We start from the raw sequence: 24,908 nt of genomic DNA, 5'->3' as shown, positions 1-24,908 counted from the left end.
GCCCGCGCCCCCGCCTACGCCCAGGGCCGGAAGACGGCCCGCACGCAGCCGTCCTTCTTGTTCTTGAACATGTCGTAGCCCTTGGGCGCCTGATCCAGCGACATGGTGTGCGTGGCGAGGTGGGCGGTGCGCAGTTCCCCTCTGTCGATCAGGTCGAGCAGCCGGGGGATATAGCGGTGCCCGTGCTGCTGCGCGCCCCGGACGGTGAGCCCCTTGTTCATCATCGCGCCGAGCGGGAAGCGGTCCGACAGCCCGGCGAAGACGCCGAGGATGAACACCGACCCGCCGGTCCGGCAGGCGTAGATGGCCTCCCTGACCGCGAAGGGGCGGTCCAGTTCCAGGCCCAGCCGCTGCTTGACCTCGCCGTACAGCCGCCTCGGCCTGCTGCTGTCGGCCTCCAGGCCGACGGCCTCGATGCACACGTCGGGGCCGCGCCCGCCCGTGCGCTCCTTGAGTTCGGCGATGACGTCGGTGCGGGAGTAGTCGATGGTCTCGGCGCCGACGTGGCGCTCGGTCATGGCGAGCCGCTCGGGGTACTTGTCGATGGCGATGACGCGCTCGGCGCCGAGAAGCATGGCGGCGCCGGCCGCCATCTGACCGACCCCGCCGCAGCCCCACACCGCGACCACGTCTCCGGGCCGCACGCCGCCGAGGTCGGCGCCCATCCAGCCGGTGGGCGCGGCGTCGGAGGCGAACAGGGCGCTGACGTCGTCGACGCCGTCCGGCACGGCGAAGGCACCCTGGTCGGCGAAGGGGACGCGGACGTACTCGGCGTGGCTGCCCCGGAAGCCGCCGAGGGCGTGCGAGAAGCCGAAGATGCCCGCCGTCGCGCCGCCCCAGACGAGGTCGGTGACGCCGGGCTTGACGTTGCTGTTCTCGCACAGCGACCACTCGTTGTCCTCGCAGTGCCGGCACCGGCCGCAGCCGATGATCGAGCACACGACCACGCGGTCGCCCACCCGGTGGCGGCGGACCTCAGAACCGACATCGACCACCTCGCCGATGAACTCGTGGCCGATGACGTCGCCGGCGCGCATGGCGGGGATGTAGCCGCCGAGCAGGTGCAGGTCGGAGCCGCAGGTACCGGTCATCGTGACCTTGACGATGGCGTCCTGGGCGTTGAGGATCTGGGGGTCGGGGACGCGTTCCACCGACAGCTCGTTCACGCCCTGCCAGCACAGCGCCTTCACAGCCGCCCCTCCCCTGCCCCGCGCCGCGAGGCGACGTCCACGAGCCGCCCCCCGGGCGTGGTGGGCGGTGAGGGTTCCATGTCGGGGCGCAGGATCTCGCCCGTCTCCAGCAGGCACTTGGACTCCCGCAGGGCTCGCCGCACCGCCTGGCGTGGGTCGGTGCCGGCGAGCCGCGCGAGGACCTCCTCGGTGCCCGACGGCGTGCGGGTGAGCGGGCGGGCGGCGAGCTCGGTGCCCCGGTCGCCCGGCGCCTCGCGCACCTGCACCTCGATCGTGTCCCCGAGCGCGGCGAGGGGCTCGGGGAGCCGGCCGCCGGGGACGACTTCTTCCGGGTGGAGGTTGACGGTGACCACCATCCACCGGCCCGCCTCGCGCGCGGCCCTGGCCTTCGTGCGACGCCGGCCCATCCATCGCGTCACGCCGATGCCGACGGTTCCGACCGTCATCGCCCCCAAAACAGCACGTTTCATGCCCTCTCCCCCGGTATGGACAACTGCTTCGATCGCTACCCATCCGCGTACATCGCTACCTGTGGGCAAGGGCACTTGGGAAGGAGTTGTGAACCGCTTGACTTCCGGACGGCCGTCTCCTATCCCTTATAGGAGCTAGAAAGCCAGGACATACCGCCATACCTTGCTGTCCCAACGGCACGAAAGGGTCGCCCGGGATTCGCGGCCAAGGAGAGCCGGAACGGCCCAAAACAGGCCCCGCCGGGCATGCCTTAAGGTTCAGGGCTCTAACACCGGGGATTGAGGGAGCCGGCCGGACGAATGGCCGGAGGCGGTCACGCGGGCGGGCTCGGGGAGCGCCGCGATTGCGCCGGCCCGGCGAAATGAACCGGACAATCGACGCTTCGCATGGCCATTAGATTGCGGATCCGGCGGCAGGGGGCACCCCTTGCCGCGAAGCGGGCCACCCGTGAACCGGACGCGCCGCCGAGTGAGGCGCGCGGGAACGTCCGATGGTGGCGTACATCCGCCCTCCCGTCAAGTGCCGAACGTCACACATGATTTCGTGGATCCGCACCTGGCATAGGGGCCGGGGCCCGGGAAGCGACGCTGAACGCGTGACCCGGACGGGCCGGGCGTTATACGAGGAAAGGGGTGACGCGCCGGTGCGCGATGCCCGCTCATGTTTTGGGAACGGTCCCAGATCGGCGCGCCCGGTGAACGGCGCCGCGATCGGCGACCGGTGCGCTAACGCACCGGCCCGGTATGGGAATAGTGCACTTCCCGACAAATTCCTCGAAGCCCGGCACTAGACCCTGCAACGTCGCTCCGGGCGCCCGCTCCCGGAGCGTCGTGACCCCGCGAGCCGACAGGAGGGCAGGCCACGGGGGTGGAAAGCCGCGCTCGGGCCGCCTCGTCGCCTCGGCGGCCATTCGCCCGGCGCGAGCTCGGCCGCGCTGAGCGGCCCGCGAGACATGTGCCCGGTGGAGGACGACACGCTCGCCACATGGCTAATCGCGACGTGACGGGTTAATCAATCACTGCGCCGCTTCGTACTGGGCCACGATGTGCGAGGCGATCCGGCCCCGCTCGCTGACGTTCAGACCGTGCGCCTTGGCCCAAGCGCGGATCTCTGAGCTTTTGTCACGGGCCGGACGCTGCGGCGCGCCGCGCTTGCGTCCCCGGGACGGGGCACTCTCCGCCCGGCGGGCACTGGACACGAAAGGCGAAAGCGCCTCCCGGAGATTCCTGGCGTTTTTGTCGTTCAGATCGATCTCGTAGCTGGTGCCGTCAATGGCGAAGAACACGGTCTCTTTTGCTTCCCCACCTTCCAGGTCGTCGATGAGTAGCGTCTGGATCTGAGTCGCCATCTCCCACTCCTTTCACAGGCCTTAGTTTGACACCCCAAGAATATACCCGGTTTCCCGGGCATCCCACTCGGAGAACAGCACGGCACATTGGCCGGTCCGCGGTGGCCGACTTAGCGGGTTTCCGGCTCTTGCCTGATTATCGCCGTGCCCACCAGCGCCGAACCCGGACGCCGGGCCCCGGGGGCGCGCGAAAAATGGTCCCCGGACCAGGGGCGGGCCCGCCGCGGGCCATGGCCGACTACACGGATTGCCGGTGAGGTGGGCGTTGTCGCGTTAAGAACGGGCGTCCGGAAAGCGTGGTCGCTCCTTGATAAGGCAGCCCATCTGACCTCTTGCGGACAACGCCGGACCGGGGCGGCGCTTCAATGGTATTGGCCGCGCGGCTCAGGTCTCTCTCATCGTCACGAGCGGCGCGCCGACACCCGTCCCCGCGACCGGCGCCCGCCCGTACAGTGGCCTCATGGGCATGGTCACGACGGTCGGGCTGGTGCTGCACCCGCAGCGCGACTCCAAGGAGGCCATCGACGTCATCGTCGAGTGGGCGCGGACCAGGAAGGTCACGGTGCTCGGCCTGCCCGACGAGGTGGGCCGCATCGACTGCAGCGCCGAGGCGGTCGGCCCCGACGCCCTGGTCGAGCGCGCCGACCTGGTGGTCAGCCTGGGCGGGGACGGCACCATGCTGCGCACGATGCGCCTGCTCGCCGGACGCTCGACCCCGGTGCTCGGGGTGAACCTCGGACGGCTGGGCTTCCTCGCCGAGATCGACGTGGAGGAGCTGCAGCCCGCGCTGTCGGCCATCGACAACCACGAGTTCACCGTCGAGCCGCGCATGGCGGTGCGGGCGTCGCTCCCGGACGGCAGGCAGGTCACCGCGTTCAACGACATCGCCCTGGTGCGCATCCCCGGCGACCGGCTCGCGGCGGTGGCGATCTCGGTGGAGGGCGACCCGTTCGTGCGCTACTCCTCCGACGCGGTGATCGTGGCCACCTCCACCGGCTCGACCGCCTACAACTTCTCGGCCGGGGGACCGATCGTCTCGCCCCGGGTCGAGGGCTTCCTGGTCGTGCCGGCGGCGGCGCACTCGACGTTCAACCGGGCGCTCGTCCTGTCCGCCGACGAGCACGTGGCGCTGGAGCTGCTGCCCTCCAGCGGTCAGCTGGCCGTGGAGGTGGACGGCGCCGTGCACGGGCGCCTGTCCTCCGGCGACCGTGTCACGGTCACCGCGGTGCGCGGCGCCGGGCACGTCGTGCGGCTCGGCACGACCACCTTCTACGAGCGGGCACGGCGCAAGCTGCGCGTCACCGGCAGCGCCGAGGTGGACTGAGCGGACTCAGCCGGCCAGCGCGCGCCGCAGGGCCGCCATCCGTCCCGCGACCGCGCGCCTGCTGACCGCGGCGTCCGGCAACACGGCGTCGAAGCCGTGGAAGGCGCCCGGGAACAGGTGGAACTCGGTGGAGACCCCGGCCTGCAGCAGCCGCTGGGCGTGGTCGATGCACTCGTCGCGGAAGACCTCCAGCTCACCGACGTCGATGTAGGCGGGCGGCAGGCCCGACAGGTCGGCGGCGCGGGCGGGCGCGGCGTACGGCGACACGGCCGTGGTGCCCGTGTCCGCGCCGAGCAGGGCGGTCCAGCCGAACAGGTTCTCCCCGCGGCTCCACAGGACGGCCTCGTCGAACTCCCTGCTGGAGGGGGTGACGTTGCGGTCGTCCAGCATGGGCGAGAGCAGCATCTGGAAGACCACCTGCGGCCCTCCCCGGTCGCGGGCGAGCAGCACGGTGCCCGCCGCGAGGCCGCCGCCGGCGCTGGAGCCGCCGACGGCGAGGCGGGCGGGGTCGACGCCGATCTCCCCGGCGTTCTTGGCCGTCCAGACCAGGCCCGCGTAGCAGTCCTCGACCGGCGCCGGGTGCGGGTTCTCCGGGGCGAGGCGGTACTCCACCGACACCGCCGCGCAGCCGGCCTCGCGGACGTAGCGCGACAGCGTGCCGTCGTCCATCTCGACCATGCCGAGCACCATGCCGCCGCCGTGCATCCAGTACAGGACGGGCAGCGGGCCGTCCGCGTCCTCGGGGCGGTAGACGCGCAGCCGGATGTCGGGGTCGCCGTCCGGGCCGGGGACGCGCAGGTCCTCGACCAGAACCCCGGGCGCGACGAGGGGCGGCATGTCGGCGAACGCCGCGCGCATCCGGCCGCGCACGCCGGGAAGCTCGTCGTGCCCCATGCGGGCGAGGTCGACGGGCGGCAGGAACGCCTGTTCCAGGCCCTCGGCGAGCTCGGGATCGATGTTCGGGTGAAGCGGCATGGGTCATCCCCTCGCGGAAGGCGGCGCTCCCCTCAGGATGCGCGTCCCCCGGCGAGCCGCCGGCGGCGACATGCCGCCGATGACCCGCGGTTTCCCTGCTCATCAGCCGCTTCTTGAGCACGATGGCCCGGACACGCGGACGGCGGGGGCACGAGGGCCCCCGCCGTCCGCCGGGCTCACCGGTGGCGCAGCGCGCCGCCGCGGTACCGCCTGCGCCCCCAGGCCGCCCAGCCGGCACCGATCATGGTGGCCAGCCCCGCCACGATGAGGGCGGCGGGACGGCGGTCGGCGCCGCCGGTGCCCACCGGGACGGACCCGGCCGCACGAGTCGTGCCCGCGCCGTCCGCGGTGACCTTGTGCGGGTGCGGGCCGCCGCGCAGCCGTCCGGCCATCTCGGCGGCCTTGTCCTTGGTCTGGCTCACCTTGCGCCGGGCGCGGGCCTTGACGTCCACCTTCTGCGCGAGCGCCTCGACGGTGAGGCCGAGTTCCTCGCGGGTGCGGTGGATGTCGTCGCGCAGCCGGTCCTCCTCGCTCCAGTAGTAGCGCGACCGGCCGTAGCCGGACACCTCGTCGTACGTCTCGGGCGGCGCCTCGTGGCTCGGCTCCAGCGAGGACTCCGACAGCCCGGCGAGGGGATCGCCCCTGCCGTGGCTGACCACGGGCTTGACGTAGGGCTTGGGCGCGGCGTGCACCTGCGGCATGTTCAGCGACTGGCCCAGCGAGTCGGGGCTGGTCGCCGTGCCCGGCTCCTGCCTGTGCAGGCCGACCTCGCCGGCGGTCGGCCGGTACGGGCGGCCGATGGGATCTGTCTCGGTCATCGATGCGCACTCTCCTTCAGGACGTCGACGTCGGCCTTCATGCTCCGGATGGCCTCCTCGGGAAGCGGCGGGGTGGCCCTGCTCACCTGCTCCTTGCCCACCAGCGCCATCAGGGCGGCCACGATCAGCAGCGCGACGCCCACGATCAGGGCGGCGAGCCAGGCGGGGAGCACGAGGGCGAGCGCCAGGATCACCGTGGCGACCAGCGCGCCGCCGCCGTACAGCGCCATCACCCCGGCGCCGCCGAACAGGCCCGCGCCGAGCCCGGCGCGCTTGCCCTTGCGGCTCAGCTCCATGGTGGCCAGCCTGATCTCGTCGCGCACCAGCCGGGACACGTCCTCCGACAGATGTTTGATCAGCTCGGCGGTCGAGAGGGAGGCGTACGGGTTGGTCTCGGCCCGCGTTTCCCTCATCAGGTCGGTCATGGCGTTTCCCTTTCTCTCCTCGGCGGGGTGGCGGGGCTAGGTGCGGCGCAGCAGCGCGACGACCGCCCGTTCCACGCCGCCGTGGGTGGCCAGGCTGCCGAACCCGGCCTCGGCGCCGAGCCGTGTCAACGCCTTCTCGATCGTGCGGCCCTTCTCGTAGGCGGTGATCACCCGCGGGTCGATGTAGGAGGCACGGGCCACCGCGGGCGTGTTGCCCAGGTAGTCCGCGACCTCCTTGACGACCCGGTTGACCGCGCGTTTCCTGCCGGTCCTGTGGCGGGCGCGGGCGGAGACCGCGAGGCCCACGGCGGCGAGCACGGTGGCGTGCCAGGTGCGGAAGTCCTTGGCCGACACCTCGCACTCCAGCGTCTCGCGCAGGTAGGCGTTGATGTCCTCGCTGTGCACGTCGGTCCAGCCGGAGCCGTCCGTGTGGCGCAGCAGGTCACCCTCCTCGCCGGTCCGGTGGAGCTCGGTGACCACGCGGCACACGTCCCTGTCGATGATCTCCACCTCCCGCATCTTGCCGCCCTTGGCCGGATAGGTGCAGGTCACCTGGCCCTTCTTACAGGTGACGTGCTCCATGCGGAGCGTCGCCAGGCCGAAGGAGTCGTACTCCTCGCCTCCCACCCGGAAGAACCCGATGTCCAGCATCCGCGCGGCCGCGGCCAGGACCCGGTCGCGGGTGAGCCCCTCTCCGGACAGGTCCTTGGCGACGCGCTCCCGGAAGGCCGGGAGCCGGACCGCCATCTGGCACACGCGCTCGTGCTTGGCGCGGTCCTGCTCCTCGCGCCACACCTGGTGGTAGCGGTACTGCCGCCGTCCTGCGGTGTCGGTGCCGACCGCCTGGATGTGGCCGTCGTCCGACCGGCAGATCCACACCTCCGACCAGGCCGGGGGGATGGCCAGGGCCCTGATGCGCCGCAGCGCCCGGTGGCCCGTCACCTTCCGGCCGTCGGGCCAGTGGTAGCTGAAACCACGTCCCCGGCGCCGCCGGCGGATACCCGGTTCGGCCGGGCTGCTCTCCCGCAGTTCCACCGTCACGACGAACCCCATACCCCTACGTGAGGCGACAAACAGGACGATCGCCGCGGTGGCACGGGTGTGGCGGGCGTGCCGCCACACCCGAGGGGCGCTCGCTCACACCCTGCCGGACCGGTTGCCGTGCAGCCTGTCGCCGTGCATCCTCTCCCCGTGCATCGGCGACCGGGTCCCCACCGCCATGGCGCCGAGTCCCAGCAGCAGGATGACGGCGCCGGTGGCGACGTTGTTGGCAATCGTGCCGGTCGAAACCGATCGAATGACCCACGGGGTGATGATCGTCCAGATGCCCAGGATCGGCAGCATCCAGGTGAGCCCGTAGGTGCGACCGTACGCGGACGCGAACCCCAGGGCGAGGGCGGCCACCACGAGCCCGGTGATCAAGTTGTTCACCGAGAGCCTGGGCTGGCCCGTGATGAAGCCCACAACCCACGGAGATATCGCGAGATAGAGCCCGGCGAGCAGGATGAGCCCCTCGATCACCTGCGCGACCACGCTCGAACCCGCCCTTTCGTACTTGGCTCGCATCGCGACGATATCGGGATGCGCCTCCAGGCCGGTCGGTCTAGTCATGACCTCACCGCCTTCCGACTTCCTTCGCGGAACGGATCAATTTGGCCATACCCGGGCGAAAACGCAGGTCACTGGGGCATCGGCAAATATTTCGGCTGATGATGGCCGATCATCTGGTTTGAGCCGACGCGCCGCCGGGCCCGTGCGGGCTCAGTACTCCTTCAGCATGTCCTCCAGCAGCCGCACCGTGCCGGCGGCGGATTCGGCGTCGACGACCAGGGCGTTCATGACCGCGTAGTACCGGTCGACGTCGGCCTGCCGGTCCGGGTAGATCGTCCCGACGAGCTGCGGCAGGCACACCACGTCGCTCAGTTCGGTCGCCGGCGGCCGCATGATCGCGATCGGTCCGCCCATCGCGCCGTGGGCGCCGTGGCTGAACGGCAGGACGTGGATCGTGACATTCGGCAGCGCCGCCGCCTCGATCAGGTGGCGTAGCTGGCCGCGCATCGTCGCCGTGCCGCCGACCCGGCGCCGCAGCGCGGACTCGTCCAGGACCGCCCACAGCGTGACGGTGCCCGGGTCGGTGAGGATGCGCGCCCGCCGCATCCTGAGCGCGACGCGGCGCTCGTTCTCCGCCTCGGCGGCGCCGCGGTTCAGCGCCTGGACCAGCGCCCGCGCGTAGTCCTCGGTCTGCAACAACTCGGGGACGTACAGCGGATCCCAGGTGCGGATCACCGCCGCGCCCTGCTCCAGTCCGATGTAGGACTCCAGCGAGGCGGGGGTGACGTCGGCGTAGGCGTGCCACCACCCCGGCATGCTGGCCTGCCGCGCCATGACCAGCAGAGGCTCACGCTCGGCGTCGTCGGTCACCCCGTACAGGGTGAGGAGGTCCTGCACGTCGCGGGGCTTGAAGCCGGTGCGGCCGAGCTCCAGCCTGCTGATCTTGGTGTCGGAGGCCCGGATCTCGTACCCCGCCCTGGCCCGGGTGACGCCCGCGGCCTCGCGCAGCCGGCGCAACTCCGCTCCCACCAGCATGCGCAGCACCGTGGGACCGGCCCGCCGATGGTCGATGACCTGATCCTCGTCCAGGTCGCCCTCCGCCGGAAAACGGTTCATGCTTTATCTCCGTCACTGCGCGCGTACACCGTGCGTCACCAGCCTCCCACGCTGGGAGCGCGCCCAGTGCGGATATCGCGGCGCCGTGCCCGGGCTCGCCGCGAACGACGCCCGCGCCGGGGCCGGAGATCGGAAAAGGCCGGTTCGCTGCGGCGAACCGGCCTTTCGTGCACGGAGATGCGGTGGGCGATACTGGGATCGAACCAGTGACCTCTTCGGTGTGAACGAAGCGCTCTCCCGCTGAGCTAATCGCCCTTCGTGCGCCGGGGTTCCCGTCTCCGTGAGGCGGGCCCGACGCGGAAAACCATACCTCACTCCGCGGGGCGCTGGCGAACCGGCGAGCGGAAACGATCATGGAAAGGTTGGCGGGACTCCGACGGCGTGGCGCCCTGTTGTCATAGCATCGTCATGCCCCATACTCATCCGAATCGCACCACTTATGATCTTTACCCGGAGACACCCGTAGATGCCCTGTAGGACGGCCGGTACGACGCGCAAAACCCTTGCAAACAGGCACCTCTAAGCGATGTTTGACCAGGTAGAGGCATAAATGTCGCGCTGTGATATGCGTTACAGAAGCCCTCAGGAGCGGAATCTCTCCTGCAGTGCCTTCGTTCCGCAGACATGGCGCCGGACGAAGTCCTTCAGAGCACCGCGACCCAAGCCCCGCGCAGGGGATCCACCTACGAAAGGTTTGGCTGACGATGAACGCCACCGTCTCTGCCGAGCTGGGCCTTCGACTCGTGGTCCCCGACCGTACGACCGTCCCCCTGCTCGCCGGCCTGAGCTACACGGCCGATGACCCGTACGCCATCAGGATGGCCTTCCACGTGGGGAACGACGAGCCGGTCGAGTGGATCTTCGCCCGTGAGCTGCTGACCGTCGGCATCGTGCGCCGCGTCGGCGACGGGGACGTCCAGGTGTGGCCCGCGCGGGCCGACGGCGAGCGCACGCTCAACATCAGCCTCACCTCCCCCTTCGGTCAGGCCCTGTTCGAGGTGCCGCTGCACCCGCTGACCGAGTTCCTCCACCGCACCTACGAACTGGTGTCCGCCGGCCGCGAAACCGACTTCATGGACCTGGACGAAGAGCTGTCCAACATGCTCTGGAGCTCCTGAACCTCCCTGTCCCGCCATCCCTCGCCACGCTTCCCCGATTCCGCGCGTTCTCACCTCTCCAGCGCGCGCATCCTGACGATCTCGGCCCGCTGCCCGGCGACGACGTCCTTGGCCATGGCCCGCAGTATCCGGTCGGTGCCGCCGGCCCGTTCCTCCTCCGCCATCGCCACCGCCCCCTCGTGATGGCGGATCATCAGCCGCAGCAGCAGGGCGTCGAACGCCTCCCCCCGCGCGGCGCGCAGCCGGTTCATCTCCTCCAGGCCCGCCATTCCGTACCTGTCCGGCTCCCCGGAGCCGTCCGCCCCGTGCCCGGAATGCTCGGCGGGCACGTCCCGGCCGAGCGCGCGCAGCCAGCGGGACATCACGTCGATCTCCGGGCGCTGGGCCGCCACGATCCGCTCGCACAGGGCCCTCACCCGCGGGTCGGACGCCCGCGCGGGCGCGAGGCCGGCCATCTCCAGGGCCTGCCGGTGATGCGGGATCATCCGCTCGGCGAAGAGCACGTCGGCGGCGGAGGCCCGTGACTCCTCGCGGCCGAGGCGCTCCCCCGGCGTCGCGGTGCGCGCGTCCTGCCCGGGCGCGCCGGGGACGACCACCGGAGCGCCGCTCCCGACCACGATGGGGGCGCGCTCGCCGGCCGGATCGCCGGTGCAGCCGGCGAGGATCGTCCCGAGTCCGGATGCCAGCACAACCGTTACGAAAACCCCACCCGCACCGACCCGCTTCGACATAGCTTCCATACTGGGGCACTATCCCAGTGATCATTCCAATAGCGGGGGGTACTTGTGGGCAGGTGGCGTAGCGGGACGGCCGCCGCGGCGATGGGCGCGATCCTGGTCATGGCGGGATGCGTCAGCGACCCGGAGCCCGCCACCACTCCGAAGGCCGGGACGGCGGCGCCCAGCGGCGCGTCCTCGGCCGCGCCCACCTCGGCGGACGGCCTCCAGCACAGCCCGAACGCCCGTCTGGTGGCCAACGTCCCGCCCTCGGCGCCGTTCGACGGCGAGCACGCGTGGGGCACCGACCTGGCCTTCCAGGGCGACTTCGCCTTCGTCGGCAACTTCGAGGGCTTCACGATCGTCGACATCGGTGACCCCACCAAGCCCAAGGTGGTCACGCGGGTGGTCTGCCCCGGCGGCCAGAACGACATCTCGGTGTCCGGGAACCTGCTGTTCCTCTCGATCGACGAGCCGCGGGACGGCGACACCTGCACCAGCGAGCCCGGCGCCCCGGACGAGGGCTGGGAGGGCATCCGGATCTTCGACATCTCGGACAAGACCAAGCCCCGCTACATCAAGTCGCTGGCCACCGCCTGCGGCTCGCACACCCACACCCTGGTGCCCGGCAAGGACGCCTCGAAGGTGTACCTCTACGTCTCCTCCTTCGGCCCGTCCGGCTCGCACTGCCCGCCGCCGCACGACTCCATCGCCGTCGTGGAGGTGCCGGTCCAGAACCCCGCCCAGGCCAAGGTGGTCGCCCAGCCCGTGCTGTTCCACGACGGCTTCGACGACTCCAAGCCGGGGGCCACCAGCGGCTGCCACGACATCACCGTCTACCCCGAGAAGGACCTGGCGGCGGGCGCCTGCATCGGCAACGGCATCCTGATGGACATCTCCGACCGCGCGCGCCCCAAGGTGCTGCAGCAGGTCATCGACACCGAGAACTTCTCCACCTGGCACTCGGCGACCTTCACCAACGACGCCAGCCGGGTGATCTTCTCCGACGAGCTCGGTGGCGGCATCGCGCCCACCTGCGACGCCGAGACCGGTCCCCTGCGCGGCGCGGACGCGGTGTACGACATCACGGCCGACCGCAAGCTGAAGCGCCGGGGATACTTCAAGATCCCGCGGTACCAGACGAGCTCCGAGAACTGCGTGGCGCACAACGGCTCGCTGATCCCCGTGCCGGGCAAGACCATCCTGGTGCAAGGGTGGTACCAGGGCGGCATCACGGTGGCGGACTTCACCGACCCCGACCACCCCAAGGAGATCGCGTACGTCGACCGGGGGCCGCTCGACCCCGACGCCGGGCAGCCCATGAGGCTCGGCGGGTCGTGGTCGGCGTACTACTACAACGGCTACATCTACTCCAGCGACATCACCAAGGGCCTGGACGTCATCGCGATCGACGACCCGCTCACCGATCCGGCCAAGCCGGTGCGGATGGACGAGCTCAACGCCCAGACCCAGGTCTCCTACCCGGAGTGATCACGGGTCCAGGTCGCCCGCGGCGCGCTCGGCGAAGACGCGCATCGCCTTGGCGGTGACGGGGCCGGGCGCGGCGGGCAGGACGGCGCCGTCCACCACGCGGATGGGCTGGATGTCGCGGGTCGTGGAGGTCAGGAACGCCTCCTCGGCCTCGCGCAGCGCCGCGACCGGCACGTCGGCCTCCTCGCCGCCGTGCCATTCGAGCACCAGCGCGCGCGTCACCCCGGCCAGGCAGCCCGAGGCGAGCGTCGGGGTGATGAGGTGGCCGTCCCTGACGACGAACACGTTGCTGCCCGTGCCCTCGCACAGGTCACCGGCGAGGTTGGCGAACACGGCCTCCTCGCCGCCGTGCGCCTTGGCGTAGGCCAGGGCCTTGGCGTTGTCGCCGTAGGAGGTGCTCTTCACCCCGGCGAGCGCGCCGCGCTCGTTGCGGGGCCAGGGGACGACGGTGACGCTCGCGGCCTCGGGGAAGGGCGCCTGCGCGCCGACGATGACGATCGCGGTGGTGCCCTGGTTGCCGCGGTCGGAGCCGAGCGGCCCGTTCCCGCTGGTGTAGGTGACGCGGACGCGGCCGAGCGGCCACGGCGGGGCCGCGGCGAGGCAGGCGCGCACGCCGCCGGCGATCGCGGCGAGGTCCGGCGCGGGCAGGCCCAGGCGCTCGGCCGACAGGGCGAGACGCTCCAGGTGGCGCGTGAGGGCGAACGACTCGCCGTTCACGCATTTGATCGTCTCGAACACGCCGTCGCCCACCATGAGGCCGTGGTCGAAGACCGAGACGCTGGCCCGCGCGGGGTCCACCAGGTCGCCGTTGACCCAGACCGGTACGTTCATCGGGAAGTTCTCCGTTCTGACGAGGCCGCCGAAGTACGGCGGGTACTGCGAGGTCTACCCGGGATCCGGGTGACCGCGTCCAGGTCGCCGTGCGGAGGGACGGACGTCAGGCCTGCCCGGAGGCGAGGGCGATGAGCCGGGCGGCCTTCAGCTCGGTCTCGCGCCATTCGCGCGCGGGGTCGGAGCCCCAGGTGATGCCGGCTCCGGTGCCGAAGCGCAGGCGGCCGCGCTCGGCCCAGAACGTGCGGATGCCGACGGCGAGCGCCGCTCGGCGCCGGTCGGCGTCGATCCAGCCTACCGCCCCGCAGTAGGGCCCACGCGGCTCCGGCTCCAGTTCGGCGATGATTCTCAGGGCCGAGGACTTGGGCGCGCCGGAGATCGAACCGGGCGGGAAGGTCGCGTCGAACAGCTCGGGCCAGCCCTGCCCGGGCGCGAGGCGGGCCCGCACGGTGGAGACCAGGTGGACCAGGCCGGGGTGCTCCTCGACGGCGCACAGGGACGGCACCGTGACCGATCCCACCTCGGCCACCCGGCCGAGGTCGTTGCGCACGAGGTCGACGATCATGACGTTCTCGGCGTGGTCCTTCTCCAGCAGGTCCGCCGCGGTCACGCCGGTCCCCTTGATCGGCCCGGACTCCACCACGTCGCCCGATCGCGACAGGTACAGCTCGGGCGAGGCGGACACCACGGTCATGCCCGGCACCACGACGGTGGCCGCGTACGGGGCGGGGTTGCCGCGCGCGAGCCGCCCGGCCAGCACGAGCGGGTCGGCGTCGCCCGGCAGCTCCGCGGTGAGGACGCGGCACAGGTTGGCCTGGTAGACCTCGCCCTGCTCGATATAGGAGCGGATGCGCCGCACGCCGTCCTCGTAGCTCTCCCGGTCCAGGGAGGAGGTCCACCGCAGGGAGCCGGGCCAGGGGCCGGAGGGGCGGGGCAGCGGGGCCGGGCGGACGTCGCGGAAGCGGGCACAGGTGACCTTCCCCTCGTAGGTCACCACGACGGCCCACCAGCCGCCGGCGTCCAGGGCGGCGAGGTCGGTGGTCACGTCCTGGAGTTCCGTCGCCAGCCGACCTCCGACATGGGCGAAATACACGTTTACATTGTCCCTAAATCACCGCATCGGCGCGCCATCCGGCCGCGCCGCGCCGCAGGAAGGTGAGGAACGTCTCGGCGGCGGGCAGCCGGACCCGCCGCGGGAGCGCCGCGAACACCCGGCGGCGCGGGGCGAGCTCGCCGAGGGACCGCAGCACCAGGTCGCCGCGCACGGCGGCCGCGGCCATGGACGGCACGAGGGCCACGCCGAGCCCGGCGGCGACGTAGCCCATCTTGCCGGTCCACTCGCCGATGCGGACGCCGATCTTCGGCACGAACCCGGCGCGCGCGCAGGACTCGGCGAGCATCGTGGCGTGCCCGGCCGGCGCGCCCTCGATCCAGTTCTCCTCCCGCAGGTCGCGCAGGTCCACCACCGGCCGCTCCGCTAGGCGGTGGCCCCCGGGCAGGGCCAGCAGCAGCTCGTCGGTGCCCAGGGCGACGAGGTCGGCGTCCCCGGCCTCGGCCAGGCCGGACGGGTAGTCGCTGACCACCGCGAGGTCCACGGCGCCCTCGCGCAGCCGTTCCAGCAGCCCGGCGCTCAGCCCCTCGGCCAGCGAGATCTCCACGCCCGGCGAAGACCTCCTGAACGCGCGCAGCGCCTCGGGCACCAGGACGGCGTTGGCGCTGGCGAACGCGCCCACGCGCAGCCTGCCCCCCGTGCCGGCGTGGACGGCGGCCAGGTCGTCGGCGGCGCGGCCGAGCAGTTCCAGCACCTGGCGGGCGTGCCGGAGCAGGACGGCGCCGGCCGGGGTCGGGCGGACGCCGCGCGCCAGGCGCTCGAACAGCGGCCCGCCCGCCTCGCGCTCCAGCGCGGCGACGCGGCGCGACACCGCCGACTGCGTGTAGCTCAGCTCCTCGGCCGCCGCCGTGAACGACCCGGTGCGGGCCACGGCGTCCAGCACCCGCAGGGCCTCGGTCTCGAACACATTCCTCCCACGCATGGCTCCCATACCAAGCCGTCGCTGGTGGCATGGCTCGGCATCGGCATAACGTCGGGACACGTGATCGCATTTCTCGGACTGGGTCGCATGGGCGCCCCGATGGCCCGCCGCCTCGTGGCGGCCGGGCACAAGGTGACGGTGTGGAACCGTACGGCACGGGAGGTCCCGGGCGCGGCGGTGGCGGCGACGGCGGCCGAGGCGGCGGCGGAGGCCGACCTGGTCGTCACGATGCTGGCCGATCCTCCGGCCGTCGAGCAGGTCCTCGCCGCGGCGCGGCCACGGCCGGGCGCGCTGGTGGTGGAGATGTCCACGATCGGGCCCGAGGCGGTGGCGCGGCTGCGCGCGGCGCTGCCCGCCGCCGTGGGGCTGGTGGACGCGCCGGTGCTGGGGAGCGTCGGCCCGGCGGCCGAGGGGACGCTGACGGTGCTGGCGGGCGGCGCGCCCGAGGACCTGGCGCGCTGCCGCCCGGTGCTGGAGGTGTTCGGCGCGGTCCGCGAGGTCGGGCCGCTCGGCGCGGGCGCGGCGATGAAGCTCGCGGTGATGGGCGCGCTCGTCCCCGCCCAGGTGCTGCTGGCCGAGTCCCTGGCCCGCGCCCCCGAGCGCGGGGTGGACCCCGCGGCGCTGCTGGAGGTGCTGGCGGGCACGCCGCTCGGGCCGGTGGTGGAACGGGTGCGCCCGGCACTCGCCGGGCCCCCGCCCGCGCGGTACTCCATCGGCCTGGCCGCCAAGGACCTCGCGCTGGCCGCTCACCCGGCGGCGACGCTCGCCGCGGCGGCCCGCGCGCGACTGGACGGCGCCGCCGCGGCGGGACTGGCCGATGCCGACCTCACCGCCATCGTCACCTCCCCCACACTGCGGGGCGCCGGGCGCGACGCGCCGGCGCGGGAACGGCCGGCGCGCGTGAACCCCGCCGCCGTGCCCGCCCCCGCCGGGCTGTACTCGCACGCCGTGCGCGCCGGGGGCCTGCTGTTCGTGTCCGGGCAGGCGGCGCTGGACGCGGACGGCCGGGTGATCGGCGAGGGCGACGTCACCCGGCAGTCGGAGGTCGTGTTCGACTACCTGGAGGCCATCCTCGCCGACCAGGGGTGCGACTTCGGCGACGTGGTGACGATCAAGACGTTCCTGACCGACATGGCCGACCTGCCGGCGTACGGCGCCGTGCGGCGGCGGCGCGTCCCCGGCGAGCCGCCGTCCAGCACCACCGTGGAGGTGCCGCGCCTGTTCCGCCCCGGCCTGGTGATCGAGGTGGAGGTCGTCGCGGCGCTGCCCCGCCCGTGACGCCGGGTCAGGCCAGCGGGCCGGTGACGGACTCGGCCGCCGACACCACCATGCCGTCGGCGACCATGCGCACGACGGCCTCGATCTCCGGAGAGAGGAACCGGTCCGGGCCCGGCCCCGGCACCTCCTGGCGCAGCGCGGCGACCACCGCGCCGGTGGCGGGCCCCGGCCGGTGCGGCAGCCGCAGCTCGATGGCCCGGCTGGCCGTGAGGATCTCGATCGCCAGCACGCGCGTGAGCCCGTCCAGCGCGCGGCGCAGCTTGCGCGCGGCCGACCAGCCCATGGACACGTGGTCCTCCTGCATGGCCGAGCTCGGGATCGAGTCCACGCTCGCGGGCGCCGCCAGCCGCTTCAGCTCCGACACGATCGCCGCCTGGGTGTACTGGGCGATCATGTGCCCGGAGTCCACGCCGGGGTCGGAGGCGAGGAAGGCCGGCAGGCCGTGGCTGCGGGCGACGTCCAGCATGCGGTCGGTCCTGCGCTCGGACATGGAGGCGAGGTCGGCCACGGCGATCGCCAGGAAGTCCAGGACGTAGCCGACCGGCGCGCCGTGGAAGTTGCCGTTCGACTCGACCCTGCCGTCCGCGAGCACCACGGGGTTGTCGACGGCCGAGTCCAGCTCGCGGCCCGCGACCGCGGCGGCGTGCGCGGCGGTGTCCCGGGCGGCCCCGGCCACCTGGGGGGCGCAGCGCAGCGAGTAGGCGTCCTGCACGCGGGTGCACGAGTCGTCGCGGTGGGAGGCCATGATGCCCGAGTCGCGCAGCAGCGTGACCAGGTTGGCGGCGGAGGCGGCCTGGCCGGGGTGGGGACGCAGGGCCTGCAGGTCGGCGGCGAAGACCCGGTCGGTGCCGAGCAGGGCCTCCACGCTCATGGCGGCGCCGATGTCGGCGGCCCGGAACAGCCGCCCGAGGTCGTCCAGGGCGAGCACGAGCATGCCGAGCATGCCGTCGGTGCCGTTGATGAGCGCGAGCCCCTCCTTGGCGACCAGCTCGACCGGCTCGAGCCCGGCCCGCTTCATCGCCTCGCGGGCGGGCCTGAGCTCGCCGTCGCGGTCGCGCACCTCGCCCTCCCCCATCAGCGCGAGGGCGACGTGGGACAGCGGGGCCAGGTCGCCCGAGCAGCCGAGGCTGCCGTACTCGCGGACGACCGGGGTGATGGCCGTGTTGAGCAGACCGGCGAGCAGGGCGGCGGTGGACGGCCTGACGCCGGTGTGGCCGGTGGCCAGCGTGCGCAGGCGCAGGAGCATCATCGCGCGGACCACTTCGGTCTCGACCTCGGGGCCCGAGCCCGCGGCGTGGGAGCGGATGAGGGAGCGCTGGAGCTGGGCGCGCAGTTCGGGGTCGATGTGACGGGTGGCGAGGGCGCCGAACCCGGTGGACACGCCGTAGGCGGGGGTGGGGCTCGCGGCGAGCTCCTCCACGCGGGCGCGGGCGCGCGCCATGGCCGTGACCGCCTCATCGCTGAAACGGACGGCGGCGCCGTGCCTGGCCACGCGGACCACCTCGGCGAAACTCAGCGGCCGGGGGCCGACCTCGACGGCGTCGGTGTTCCCGGCGCTCACGACCTCGTTGTCGCGCATGGTGTCACTCTCTTGCTAGGTAACTGGCGTATGCGATGTTAGCCCCTTACAGGGGAACATAGCGGCCAGCCCCTTTTCTCCGAGTTCGGTCAGCCGGAGCGCGCGTCCGGCCGGCTCCCGCCGGTACCAGTCGCGCTCCAGCAGCGCGCGGGTGATCTCGGCGCCGAGCGCGCCCGCGAGGTGGGGGCGGCGCTCGGTCCAGTCCAGGCAGGCGGCCGCGAACCGCCGCCGGGACCGGCGCGCCGCCGTGAGGTCGGCGCCCAGCCCGGCCAGGGCCTCCTCCCCCGCCGGGGTGACCTCGAAGGCGTCCGCGCCGGTCAGGTGGCCGGCCGCGAGCATCGCGGCGAGCAGGCCGACCCCCGCCCGCCCGGCGAGGTGGTCGTAGCAGGTGCGCGCCTCGCCGAGCAGCCGCGCCCGCCGGGACTGGCGCAGCGACCGCACCGGGAGGCGCGGGCTCACGCGGGCCAGGACCTCCAGGATCTCGGCGACCTCGGGTCCCGCGAGCCGGTAGTAGCGGTGCCGTCCCTGGCCGGCCACGCTCAGCAGGCCGCCGTCCAGCAGCCGGGCCAGGTGGGCGCTCGCCGTGGCGGGGCTGACCCCCGCCAGCCGGGCCAGCTCGCCGGCGGCGAGGGCGCGCCCGTCCAGCAGGGCGGTCAGCACGGCCGCCCGCGAGGGCTCGGCGATCAGGGCGGCGACGGAGGCGATGTCGGCCTCGGCCTGGTGTCCGGCCTGGTGTCCGGCCTGGTGTTCTGCCATGTCTCCGACGCTAACCCACGCATGTTTCGTCCCCCGTCGAAGCGTCCCGCGGGACCTCCGGCCCGCGGGCGGCGCCGGGACCGTCTCACCGGATCACGATTTCGGTTTGGGGAGTTGGCCGGGATTCGCTAGAGTTCTCTGCGTGAGGCCGGGCGTTCACCGGCCGAACACGCGGACGTGGCTCAGCTGGTAGAGCATCACCTTGCCAAGGTGAGGGTCGCGGGTTCGAATCCCGTCGTCCGCTCGGAGAGGTCTCCACGAGGGGGCTTGCCCGGTGGAGTGGCCGAGAGGCGAGGCAGCGGCCTGCAAAGCCGCGTACACGGGTTCAAATCCCGTCTCCACCTCTGTTGTACCCGGGCGATTAGCTCAGTGGGAGAGCGCTACCTTGACACGGTAGAGGCCACTGGTTCAATCCCAGTATCGCCCACCACCATCGCCTCGTCGATGTCCCTGAGCCGTGACGGCCAGGACCGATGAGGCCGCCATGAGGCGCCGCACCCGAGCCGGGTACGGCGCCCTTTGCTTTCCAGCCGGTTTTTTCGGGCCGTCCGGTTCTGCCGGGCGTGGACCCGTGGGCGCGCTCGGCGGCGCGCCCCGGGCCCCGCCTCATCCCGCGGCCAGGAACGCCTTCTCGACGTACGCGGCCATCCGGTCGGCGGCGGCGAAGCCCGGTTCGTGGCCGAAGTGGTAGAGGCTCGCCCAGACGTTCGCGGTCCTGAACATGACCGTCGTCTCGTAGCCGGAGCCGATCGAGTCCTTGCGCCGCGTCCAGCCGTAGGCCGCGTCGCCCACCGCCGGGCCTTCGCGCAGGCGGGTGCCCGGGTAGCGCCGGGGCTCGTCCTTCATGTTCGACCGGGTCGTGTCGAAGGTCGTGCGGGCGACGTCCACCGTGGGGAACCGGTACTTCTGGATGCTGACGAACGTGCCGTCGGGCGCGGTCCACATGCACGCGTCCTTGGTCATGAACTGCTCCTTGCCCGGGGCGCCCAGGATGAGCCGCACCTGCGCGCGGGTGAGCAGCGCGCACGCCTCGGGGTCGGCCTTCAGCGGGGCCCGGGCGGGAGAGGCCGTCGCGGCGGGCGGACCTCCGGTCGCGGGCGGGACGGCGCCGGGCGAGGAGATGGCCGGGCCGCCGATCGCGCCGATCGCGGGCAGGACGCCGGTGCGCCACAGGGCGAACCCGGCCGCCGGCACCGTCACGGCCAGCACGGCGGCGATGATCACGGAGGTGCCGCGCCTGCCGCGCCGCACGGGCACCGGCCGGGTCGGCCCGTAGGGGCCCGCGGCGCCGGTCGCGCCGGAGCCGGTGACCGCGCCCGAGGCGATCTCGTGGAGCCGGGCCGCCACCCAGTCCGGGGGGCAGCGCCGCGCCGGGTCCTTCTCCAGCGTCGCGGCCAGCACGGGGGCGAGCGGTCCCGCCAGGAGCGGGGGACGCGGCTCGTGCATCATCACGGCCGCCATGACCGCCGCCGCGTTGTCGCGCTGGAAGGCCCGGACCCCCTCGACGGCCGCGTAGAGCGTGGCGCCGAGCGACCAGAGGTCGGACGGCGGGCCGTCGGGCTCGCCGCGCAGCCGTTCGGGCGCGGTGTACCCCGGCGAGCCGCTCAGCAGGCCGGCCTGGGTGAGCGCGGGGTCGCCCGCGATGGTGGCGATGCCGAAGTCGGTGAGAAGGACGCGCCCGTCGTCGGTGATCAGCACGTTGCCGGGCTTGACGTCGCGGTGCAGGATGCCCGCGGCGTGCGCGGCGCCGAGGGCGTCGAGGACGGCGAGGCCGATGGCGGCCACGCGGGCGGGCGGCAGCGGCCCGCCCTCGCGCACGATCTTGTCCAGCGACCGGCCGCGGACCAGCTCCATCACGATCCAGGGCTGCCCCCCCTCCAGCACCACGTCGTGGACCGTGACGATCGAGGGGTGCGAGCGCAGGCTGGCCGCGGCGCGGGCCTCGCGCAGCGTGCGCTCGCGCAGCTCGGCCCGGTGCTCGGCGCCGAGCTCCGGCGGCAGGAGCACCTCCTTGATCGCGACCTCCTGGCGCAGCAGCTCGTCGGCCGCGCGCCACACCGTGCCCATGCCGCCCTGGCCGATGGGCGCGATCAGCCGGTACCGCCCGGCGAGCAGGGTCACCGGGCGCCCGCGATCCGTGCAAGCCTCAACGCTCAGTCCTCCGTGCGATCTCGTGGGATTCGGCAGCGCCCATTCTGGCGGCCCGCCACCTCCGCAGGGCCCGAAACACCCGCACGCCCGGATCACCGTTCGGGCACGGGAGGGCCGGCGCACCCGAGTTTTCATGTATTCCCTATTGATTTATCGGGGAAAGTGGCACAGGATCAGGCTGCACGATCTCCCGCGCGGCGCGGGCGGGGTCCCGGGGGTGTCCTCGCCCGGCCAGAGATGGCCGTGACGGCCATGGAAAGGCGACCACTCCCATGAGCGAGCCAGAGCCGCCCCCCGCCGGTGGCGGCCGCACCCTGAACGAGGACTGGGCGGCCACGATCCTCGGCCTCGTCCTGCTGGTCCTGGTCATCCTCGGCGTCATCCCGACCGGGCTGGTGCCGTGATGAGCGCGGAAGACGTCACCACCGCCCGCCCGGCCCCCGCGCCCGCCGCCCCCGCGTGGTGGTGGCCCGCCCTCGGCGTCCTGGTCGTGCTGGCGCTCGGCGCGGCCACCCGCTATCTGGACAAGAACGTCTCCACCTGGTTCGAAGGCTCCGACCTGGCCAAGGCGATCGAGTACCCCGTCTACGCCATCGCCCTCGGGCTGCTCGGCAACGCCGTCCTGACCGCGGCCGGCGTCCGCGAGCGCCTGTCGGGCGGGTTCAGGACCGAGTTCTTCATCAAGACCGGCCTGGTCCTGCTCGGCGCGTCGATCAACCTCAAGGTGATCGTCACCGCGGCCGGGCCCGCGATCGTCCAGGCCATCGTGCTGATCACCACGGTCTTCCTGTTCACCTGGTGGCTCGGCGGCAGGCTCGGGCTGGACGACAAGCTCAGGGCGCTGCTGTCGTCGGCGGTGTCGATCTGCGGCGTCAGCGCGGCCATCGCGGCGGCCGGCGCCGTGCAGGCCCGTCGCGAGCAGCTCGCCTACAGCGCCAGCCTCGTCATCGTCTTCGCGCTGCCGTCCATCTTCATCCTGCCCGCGCTGGCCTCGGCGTTCGGGCTGAGCCCCGAGGTGGCAGGGGCGTGGATCGGCGGCAACATCGACACCACCGCCGCCGTCACCGCCGCGGGCGCCATCGTCGGTGAGAACGCCCTGGCGGTGGCGACCATCGTCAAGGTCACCCAGAACGCCCTCATCGGCGTCGTGGTCGTGCTGCTCACCGCCTGGTTCGCCTTCCGCGTCGAGCGGCGTCCCGGCGCGGCGCGGCCGGGCGCGGGCGAGCTGTGGCGGCGCTTCCCCAAGTTCGTCCTCGGCTTCGTCGCCGCCTCGGTCATCGCGACCTGGTACCTCACCACGGTCACCGCGGCCGAGGGCAAGGCGGTGATCGGCGTTGCCAACGACCTGCGGGTGTGGTTCCTGATCCTGGCCTTCGTCAGCATCGGGCTGGAGTTCCGCGTCGCGGCGCTGCGCGAGGCGGGGTGGCGTCCCGTGGCCGTCTTCGCCTCGGCGACGGTCCTGAACATCCTGGTGGCGCTGGGGCTGGCGGTCCTGCTGTTCAGCGGCTTCACCGTGGAATGACTCCCGGCGGTCGCGCGTGGGGCCCGGGGGGTGCCGCCGCGCGCGACCGGCGGGGACGCCCGGGACGGTCCGGGCCACCGCGCCCACGCGCGGGGCCCGGACCGTCCTTCGTCGGGGATCGCTAGAAGCGCGCCTCCAGCAGGTCGACGTTCGGCCCGCCGCCGCGCCCGGCCGCGGTGGCGCGCACCGTGCTGGTCCCGGCGGGGAGGTTCACGGTGAGCGTCCTGGTCCGCCACGAGGACCACGACCCGGTCGGCGGGAAGGCCAGGCGCCGCGCGACGGTCCGCCCGTTGACCTCGATCGTCAGCGGCCGGTCGTCGCGGCCTCCGTTGGCGTAGCGCACCCGCAGCGTCGCCCACCCGGCCTCGGCCGCGGCGACGTCCCACTGCACGTAGGCCCCCTTGCCGCCCGTGTAGTCGACGTACCCGGACCCGGAGTACCCGGGGTGGTCGGCGCGCACGGCGGCCTTGGAGACCGTGGCGTCCTCGGCCTCGTGCGTCACCGCGCCGGGGCTCCAGACGACCTGCGGGGACCGGTAGAAGTCGATGCCCATGACCGTCCAGCGGGGCGCCTGCGCGCCCAGGCGGGCACGGAAGCCCTCCCAGTCGTGCGTGGACCACGGCGACCAGCCGAGCTCGGCGATGGCGGGCAGGCGGGGGAAGGCCATGTACTCGATGTGCTCCTCGGTCAGGAGCGTCTCGGTCCACAGCGGCGCCTCGACGCCGAGCACGGACGACTCCGGCACCCCGGCGAGGTAGGCGCCCGGGTTCCAGTCGTAGGCCGTCTGGACCTCGACGTAGCCGGCCCAGCTCAGCCCGAGCGGCGTGGAGGCGTCGTACTTCATGTCGATGTAGGCCTTGTTGGCCGGGGACAGCACGACCTTGGCGCCGCGCGCGACGGCCGCGCTCACCGTGGCGTCCGAGGCCGTGGTCCCCCAGTACTGCAGGACGCGGCCCGGCACGTCGCCGACGGCGGGCGCGCCCATCTGGTGCCAGCCCATGGCCGTCTTGCCCGCGGCCGCCACCATGGGCTGCACGCGGTTCATGAACGCCGCGTAGTCGGCGGCAGGGGTGGAATGCGCCTCGTCGCCGCCGATGTGCAGGTACGGGCCGGGGGTGATCGCGGCCAGCTCGGTGAGCACGTCCTTGACGAACGTGTAGGTCTCCTCCTTGGAGGTGCACAGGGAGCTGAACCCGACGCGGATGCCGGTGTAGAGCGGCGGGGCGACGCCGTCGCAGTTCAGCTCGGCGTAGGAGGCGAGCGCGGCGTTGGTGTGACCGGGAAGGTCGATCTCCGGGACGATCGTGACGAACCGCTGCGCGGCGTAGGCGACGATCTCCTTGTAGTCGGCCTTGGTGTAGTACCCGCCCGGGCCGCCGCCGACCTGCGTGCTGCCGCCGTAGGTCGCGAGGCGCGGCCAGCCGTCCACGGCGATGCGCCAGCCCTGGTCGTCGGTCAGGTGCAGGTGCAGGTAGTTGATCTTGTAGAGGGCGATCCTGTCGATATACCGCTTGACCGTCTCCACCGGGTGGAAGTGGCGGGCGACGTCGAGCATCGCGCCCCGGTAGGCGAACCGGGGGTGGTCGACGACGCGTCCGCCGGGGATCACCCAGGGGCCGGGGCGCGCGGTGGCGCTCTCGATCTCGGCGGGCAGGAGCTGGCGCAGCGTCTGCACGCCGTTGAACAGGCCGTTCGGGGTGCGCGCCCGGATCACCACCGCCTTGGCGGTGACGTCGAGCTGGTAGCCCTGCTCACCCGCCGTCTCGGGGGCGCCGGTCAGCAGCAGGGAGATGCCCGAGGACGGGGCGCCGCGCGCCGGGGTCACCGGCAGGGCGTAGCCGGTGGAGCGGCGCAGGACGCCGGCCAGGTAGGCGCCGACGCCCGCCGCCTGCGCCGACCCGGCCTGGGTCTGGACGCGGGCGTCGGGCGGCAGGGTGTAGGTGGTCGCGGAGGGCTGGGCCGAGACCGGCGCGGGCACGATCCTGCCGATCGACGCCGCCGAGGCCGGGGACGTCGCCGTGACCGCCACGAGGCCGGCGCCGGCCGCCAGCGTCAGGACCACGGTGAGGCGGGCGGTCGCCCGGCGGGCGGCGTGCCGCAGGCGGCGCGCCGCACCGGACGGCACGGGGCCGGACGGCGAGGATCGGGACGGTAAGGAGAGGCTCATAGGCGTCCCTCGCAGGCGTAAGAGGCTTAATTTTTAGTAAGCTTTACT

General features: G+C 72.8%; 23 protein-coding genes and 4 tRNA genes. 9 read left to right on the top strand and 18 right to left on the bottom strand.

Going from position 1 to position 24,908, the window contains the following annotated elements:
* Positions 1–14: 14 nt before the first annotated feature.
* The 3 genes from BJ981_RS32720 to BJ981_RS32710 form a co-directional block, all read right to left on the bottom strand.
* Positions 15–1,190 (bottom strand): zinc-dependent alcohol dehydrogenase, encoded by a 1,176-nt coding sequence (locus tag BJ981_RS32720; protein WP_184617224.1) that lies wholly within the window; start codon positions 1,188–1,190, stop codon positions 15–17.
* A complete protein-coding gene (locus tag BJ981_RS38815) occupies positions 1,187–1,636 on the bottom strand; it encodes a hypothetical protein (protein WP_184617223.1) in 450 nt (149 codons plus the stop codon). Before BJ981_RS38815 ends, BJ981_RS32720 begins: the two co-directional genes overlap by 4 nt.
* Positions 1,637–2,676: 1,040 nt before the next feature.
* Positions 2,677–3,009 (bottom strand): histone-like nucleoid-structuring protein Lsr2, encoded by a 333-nt coding sequence (locus tag BJ981_RS32710; RefSeq protein ID WP_184617222.1) that lies wholly within the window; start codon positions 3,007–3,009, stop codon positions 2,677–2,679.
* A gap of 460 nt (positions 3,010–3,469) precedes the next feature.
* Between BJ981_RS32710 and BJ981_RS32705 the strand changes: the two genes are divergently transcribed.
* Positions 3,470–4,333 carry an NAD(+)/NADH kinase gene (locus BJ981_RS32705; RefSeq protein ID WP_184617221.1) on the top strand — a complete coding sequence of 288 codons (864 nt, stop codon included), beginning with the start codon at positions 3,470–3,472 and terminating at the stop codon, positions 4,331–4,333.
* 6 nt (positions 4,334–4,339) lie between these two features.
* Here the strand turns inward: BJ981_RS32705 and BJ981_RS32700 are convergent, their stop codons facing one another.
* The 7 genes from BJ981_RS32700 to BJ981_RS32670 all read right to left on the bottom strand — a co-directional run bounded on the left by BJ981_RS32700 (position 4,340) and on the right by BJ981_RS32670 (position 9,473).
* Positions 4,340–5,308: an alpha/beta hydrolase gene (locus BJ981_RS32700; RefSeq protein WP_184617220.1), complete on the bottom strand. Its 969-nt coding sequence runs from the start codon at positions 5,306–5,308 to the stop codon at positions 4,340–4,342.
* 176 nt (positions 5,309–5,484) lie between these two features.
* On the bottom strand, positions 5,485–6,126 hold the full coding sequence (locus BJ981_RS32695) for a DUF3618 domain-containing protein (protein WP_204070591.1): 642 nt from the start codon (positions 6,124–6,126) through the stop codon (positions 5,485–5,487).
* The gene (locus BJ981_RS32690; RefSeq protein ID WP_184617219.1) at positions 6,123–6,551 is read right to left on the bottom strand and encodes a phage holin family protein; all 429 of its coding nucleotides are present in this window, start codon (positions 6,549–6,551) and stop codon (positions 6,123–6,125) included. The genes BJ981_RS32695 and BJ981_RS32690 overlap by 4 nt, the downstream gene beginning before the upstream one ends.
* A 36-nt stretch (positions 6,552–6,587) precedes the next feature.
* Positions 6,588–7,604, bottom strand: coding sequence for a DNA topoisomerase IB (locus BJ981_RS32685; protein WP_221315422.1), 1,017 nt, complete (start codon positions 7,602–7,604; stop codon positions 6,588–6,590).
* Positions 7,605–7,688: 84 nt separating this feature from the next.
* Entirely contained in the window at positions 7,689–8,162 is a 474-nt protein-coding gene (locus BJ981_RS32680) for an SPW repeat protein (RefSeq protein WP_184617218.1), read from the bottom strand.
* A gap of 150 nt (positions 8,163–8,312) precedes the next feature.
* Entirely contained in the window at positions 8,313–9,218 is a 906-nt protein-coding gene (locus tag BJ981_RS32675; RefSeq protein ID WP_184617217.1) for a helix-turn-helix domain-containing protein, read from the bottom strand.
* Positions 9,219–9,401: 183 nt separating this feature from the next.
* Positions 9,402–9,473 (bottom strand) — tRNA-Val (locus BJ981_RS32670).
* A 449-nt stretch (positions 9,474–9,922) separates the two neighbouring features.
* Between BJ981_RS32670 and BJ981_RS32665 the strand changes: the two genes are divergently transcribed.
* Positions 9,923–10,336, top strand: coding sequence for an SsgA family sporulation/cell division regulator (locus BJ981_RS32665; protein WP_114032276.1), 414 nt, complete (start codon positions 9,923–9,925; stop codon positions 10,334–10,336).
* 50 nt (positions 10,337–10,386) lie between these two features.
* Here the strand turns inward: BJ981_RS32665 and BJ981_RS32660 are convergent, their stop codons facing one another.
* Positions 10,387–11,025, bottom strand: a complete 639-nt coding sequence (locus tag BJ981_RS32660; protein ID WP_239139605.1) for a DUF305 domain-containing protein — start codon at positions 11,023–11,025, stop codon at positions 10,387–10,389.
* A 96-nt stretch (positions 11,026–11,121) separates the two neighbouring features.
* Between BJ981_RS32660 and BJ981_RS32655 the strand changes: the two genes are divergently transcribed.
* A complete protein-coding gene (locus tag BJ981_RS32655) occupies positions 11,122–12,543 on the top strand; it encodes an LVIVD repeat-containing protein (RefSeq protein ID WP_239139606.1) in 1,422 nt (473 codons plus the stop codon).
* On the opposite strand, the gene BJ981_RS32650 is transcribed toward BJ981_RS32655, so the two are convergent.
* The 3 genes from BJ981_RS32650 to BJ981_RS32640 form a co-directional block, all read right to left on the bottom strand.
* The gene (locus tag BJ981_RS32650; RefSeq protein WP_184617215.1) at positions 12,544–13,374 is read right to left on the bottom strand and encodes an aminotransferase class IV; all 831 of its coding nucleotides are present in this window, start codon (positions 13,372–13,374) and stop codon (positions 12,544–12,546) included.
* Positions 13,375–13,480: 106 nt separating this feature from the next.
* Complete coding sequence (locus BJ981_RS32645; protein WP_239139607.1) at positions 13,481–14,467, bottom strand: chorismate-binding protein; 987 nt, start codon at positions 14,465–14,467, stop codon at positions 13,481–13,483.
* Positions 14,468–14,480: 13 nt separating this feature from the next.
* The gene (locus BJ981_RS32640) at positions 14,481–15,407 is read right to left on the bottom strand and encodes a LysR family transcriptional regulator (RefSeq protein ID WP_221315421.1); all 927 of its coding nucleotides are present in this window, start codon (positions 15,405–15,407) and stop codon (positions 14,481–14,483) included.
* Between the two features lie 60 nt (positions 15,408–15,467).
* Between BJ981_RS32640 and BJ981_RS32635 the strand changes: the two genes are divergently transcribed.
* Entirely contained in the window at positions 15,468–16,685 is a 1,218-nt protein-coding gene (locus BJ981_RS32635) for an NAD(P)-binding domain-containing protein (protein ID WP_184617214.1), read from the top strand.
* A 7-nt stretch (positions 16,686–16,692) separates the two neighbouring features.
* On the opposite strand, the gene hutH is transcribed toward BJ981_RS32635, so the two are convergent.
* Positions 16,693–18,264 carry a histidine ammonia-lyase gene (gene hutH / locus BJ981_RS32630; protein WP_184617213.1) on the bottom strand — a complete coding sequence of 524 codons (1,572 nt, stop codon included), beginning with the start codon at positions 18,262–18,264 and terminating at the stop codon, positions 16,693–16,695.
* A 15-nt stretch (positions 18,265–18,279) separates the two neighbouring features.
* Positions 18,280–19,020, bottom strand: a complete 741-nt coding sequence (locus BJ981_RS32625; protein ID WP_184617212.1) for an ArsR/SmtB family transcription factor — start codon at positions 19,018–19,020, stop codon at positions 18,280–18,282.
* A gap of 171 nt (positions 19,021–19,191) precedes the next feature.
* On the opposite strand from BJ981_RS32625, the gene BJ981_RS32620 reads away from it, so the two are divergent.
* From BJ981_RS32620 to BJ981_RS32610, 3 genes are all read left to right on the top strand, one after another.
* Positions 19,192–19,264, top strand: a tRNA-Gly gene (locus BJ981_RS32620).
* A gap of 29 nt (positions 19,265–19,293) precedes the next feature.
* A tRNA-Cys gene (locus BJ981_RS32615) sits at positions 19,294–19,364 on the top strand.
* An 11-nt stretch (positions 19,365–19,375) separates the two neighbouring features.
* Positions 19,376–19,450: transfer RNA gene (locus BJ981_RS32610), tRNA-Val, on the top strand.
* 176 nt (positions 19,451–19,626) lie between these two features.
* On the opposite strand, the gene BJ981_RS32605 is transcribed toward BJ981_RS32610, so the two are convergent.
* Positions 19,627–21,141, bottom strand: coding sequence for a serine/threonine-protein kinase (locus BJ981_RS32605; protein WP_184617211.1), 1,515 nt, complete (start codon positions 21,139–21,141; stop codon positions 19,627–19,629).
* Between the two features lie 302 nt (positions 21,142–21,443).
* Here BJ981_RS32605 and BJ981_RS38810 point away from each other — a divergent pair, with 302 nt between their 5' ends.
* On the top strand, positions 21,444–21,575 hold the full coding sequence (locus BJ981_RS38810) for a hypothetical protein (RefSeq protein WP_260325344.1): 132 nt from the start codon (positions 21,444–21,446) through the stop codon (positions 21,573–21,575).
* Complete coding sequence (locus tag BJ981_RS32600) at positions 21,575–22,693, top strand: YeiH family protein (protein ID WP_184617210.1); 1,119 nt, start codon at positions 21,575–21,577, stop codon at positions 22,691–22,693. The genes BJ981_RS38810 and BJ981_RS32600 overlap by 1 nt, the downstream gene beginning before the upstream one ends.
* Before the next feature lie 121 nt (positions 22,694–22,814).
* Here the strand turns inward: BJ981_RS32600 and BJ981_RS32595 are convergent, their stop codons facing one another.
* The gene (locus BJ981_RS32595; protein ID WP_184617209.1) at positions 22,815–24,860 is read right to left on the bottom strand and encodes a family 20 glycosylhydrolase; all 2,046 of its coding nucleotides are present in this window, start codon (positions 24,858–24,860) and stop codon (positions 22,815–22,817) included.
* Between the last annotated feature and the right edge of the window lie 48 nt (positions 24,861–24,908).

The sequence above is a fragment of the Sphaerisporangium krabiense genome (genome assembly GCF_014200435.1).
Lineage (GTDB): Bacteria > Actinomycetota > Actinomycetes > Streptosporangiales > Streptosporangiaceae > Sphaerisporangium > Sphaerisporangium krabiense.
Note: the sequence above shows the minus strand (reverse complement) of the source record. Positions and strands in the feature narration are given on the sequence as shown.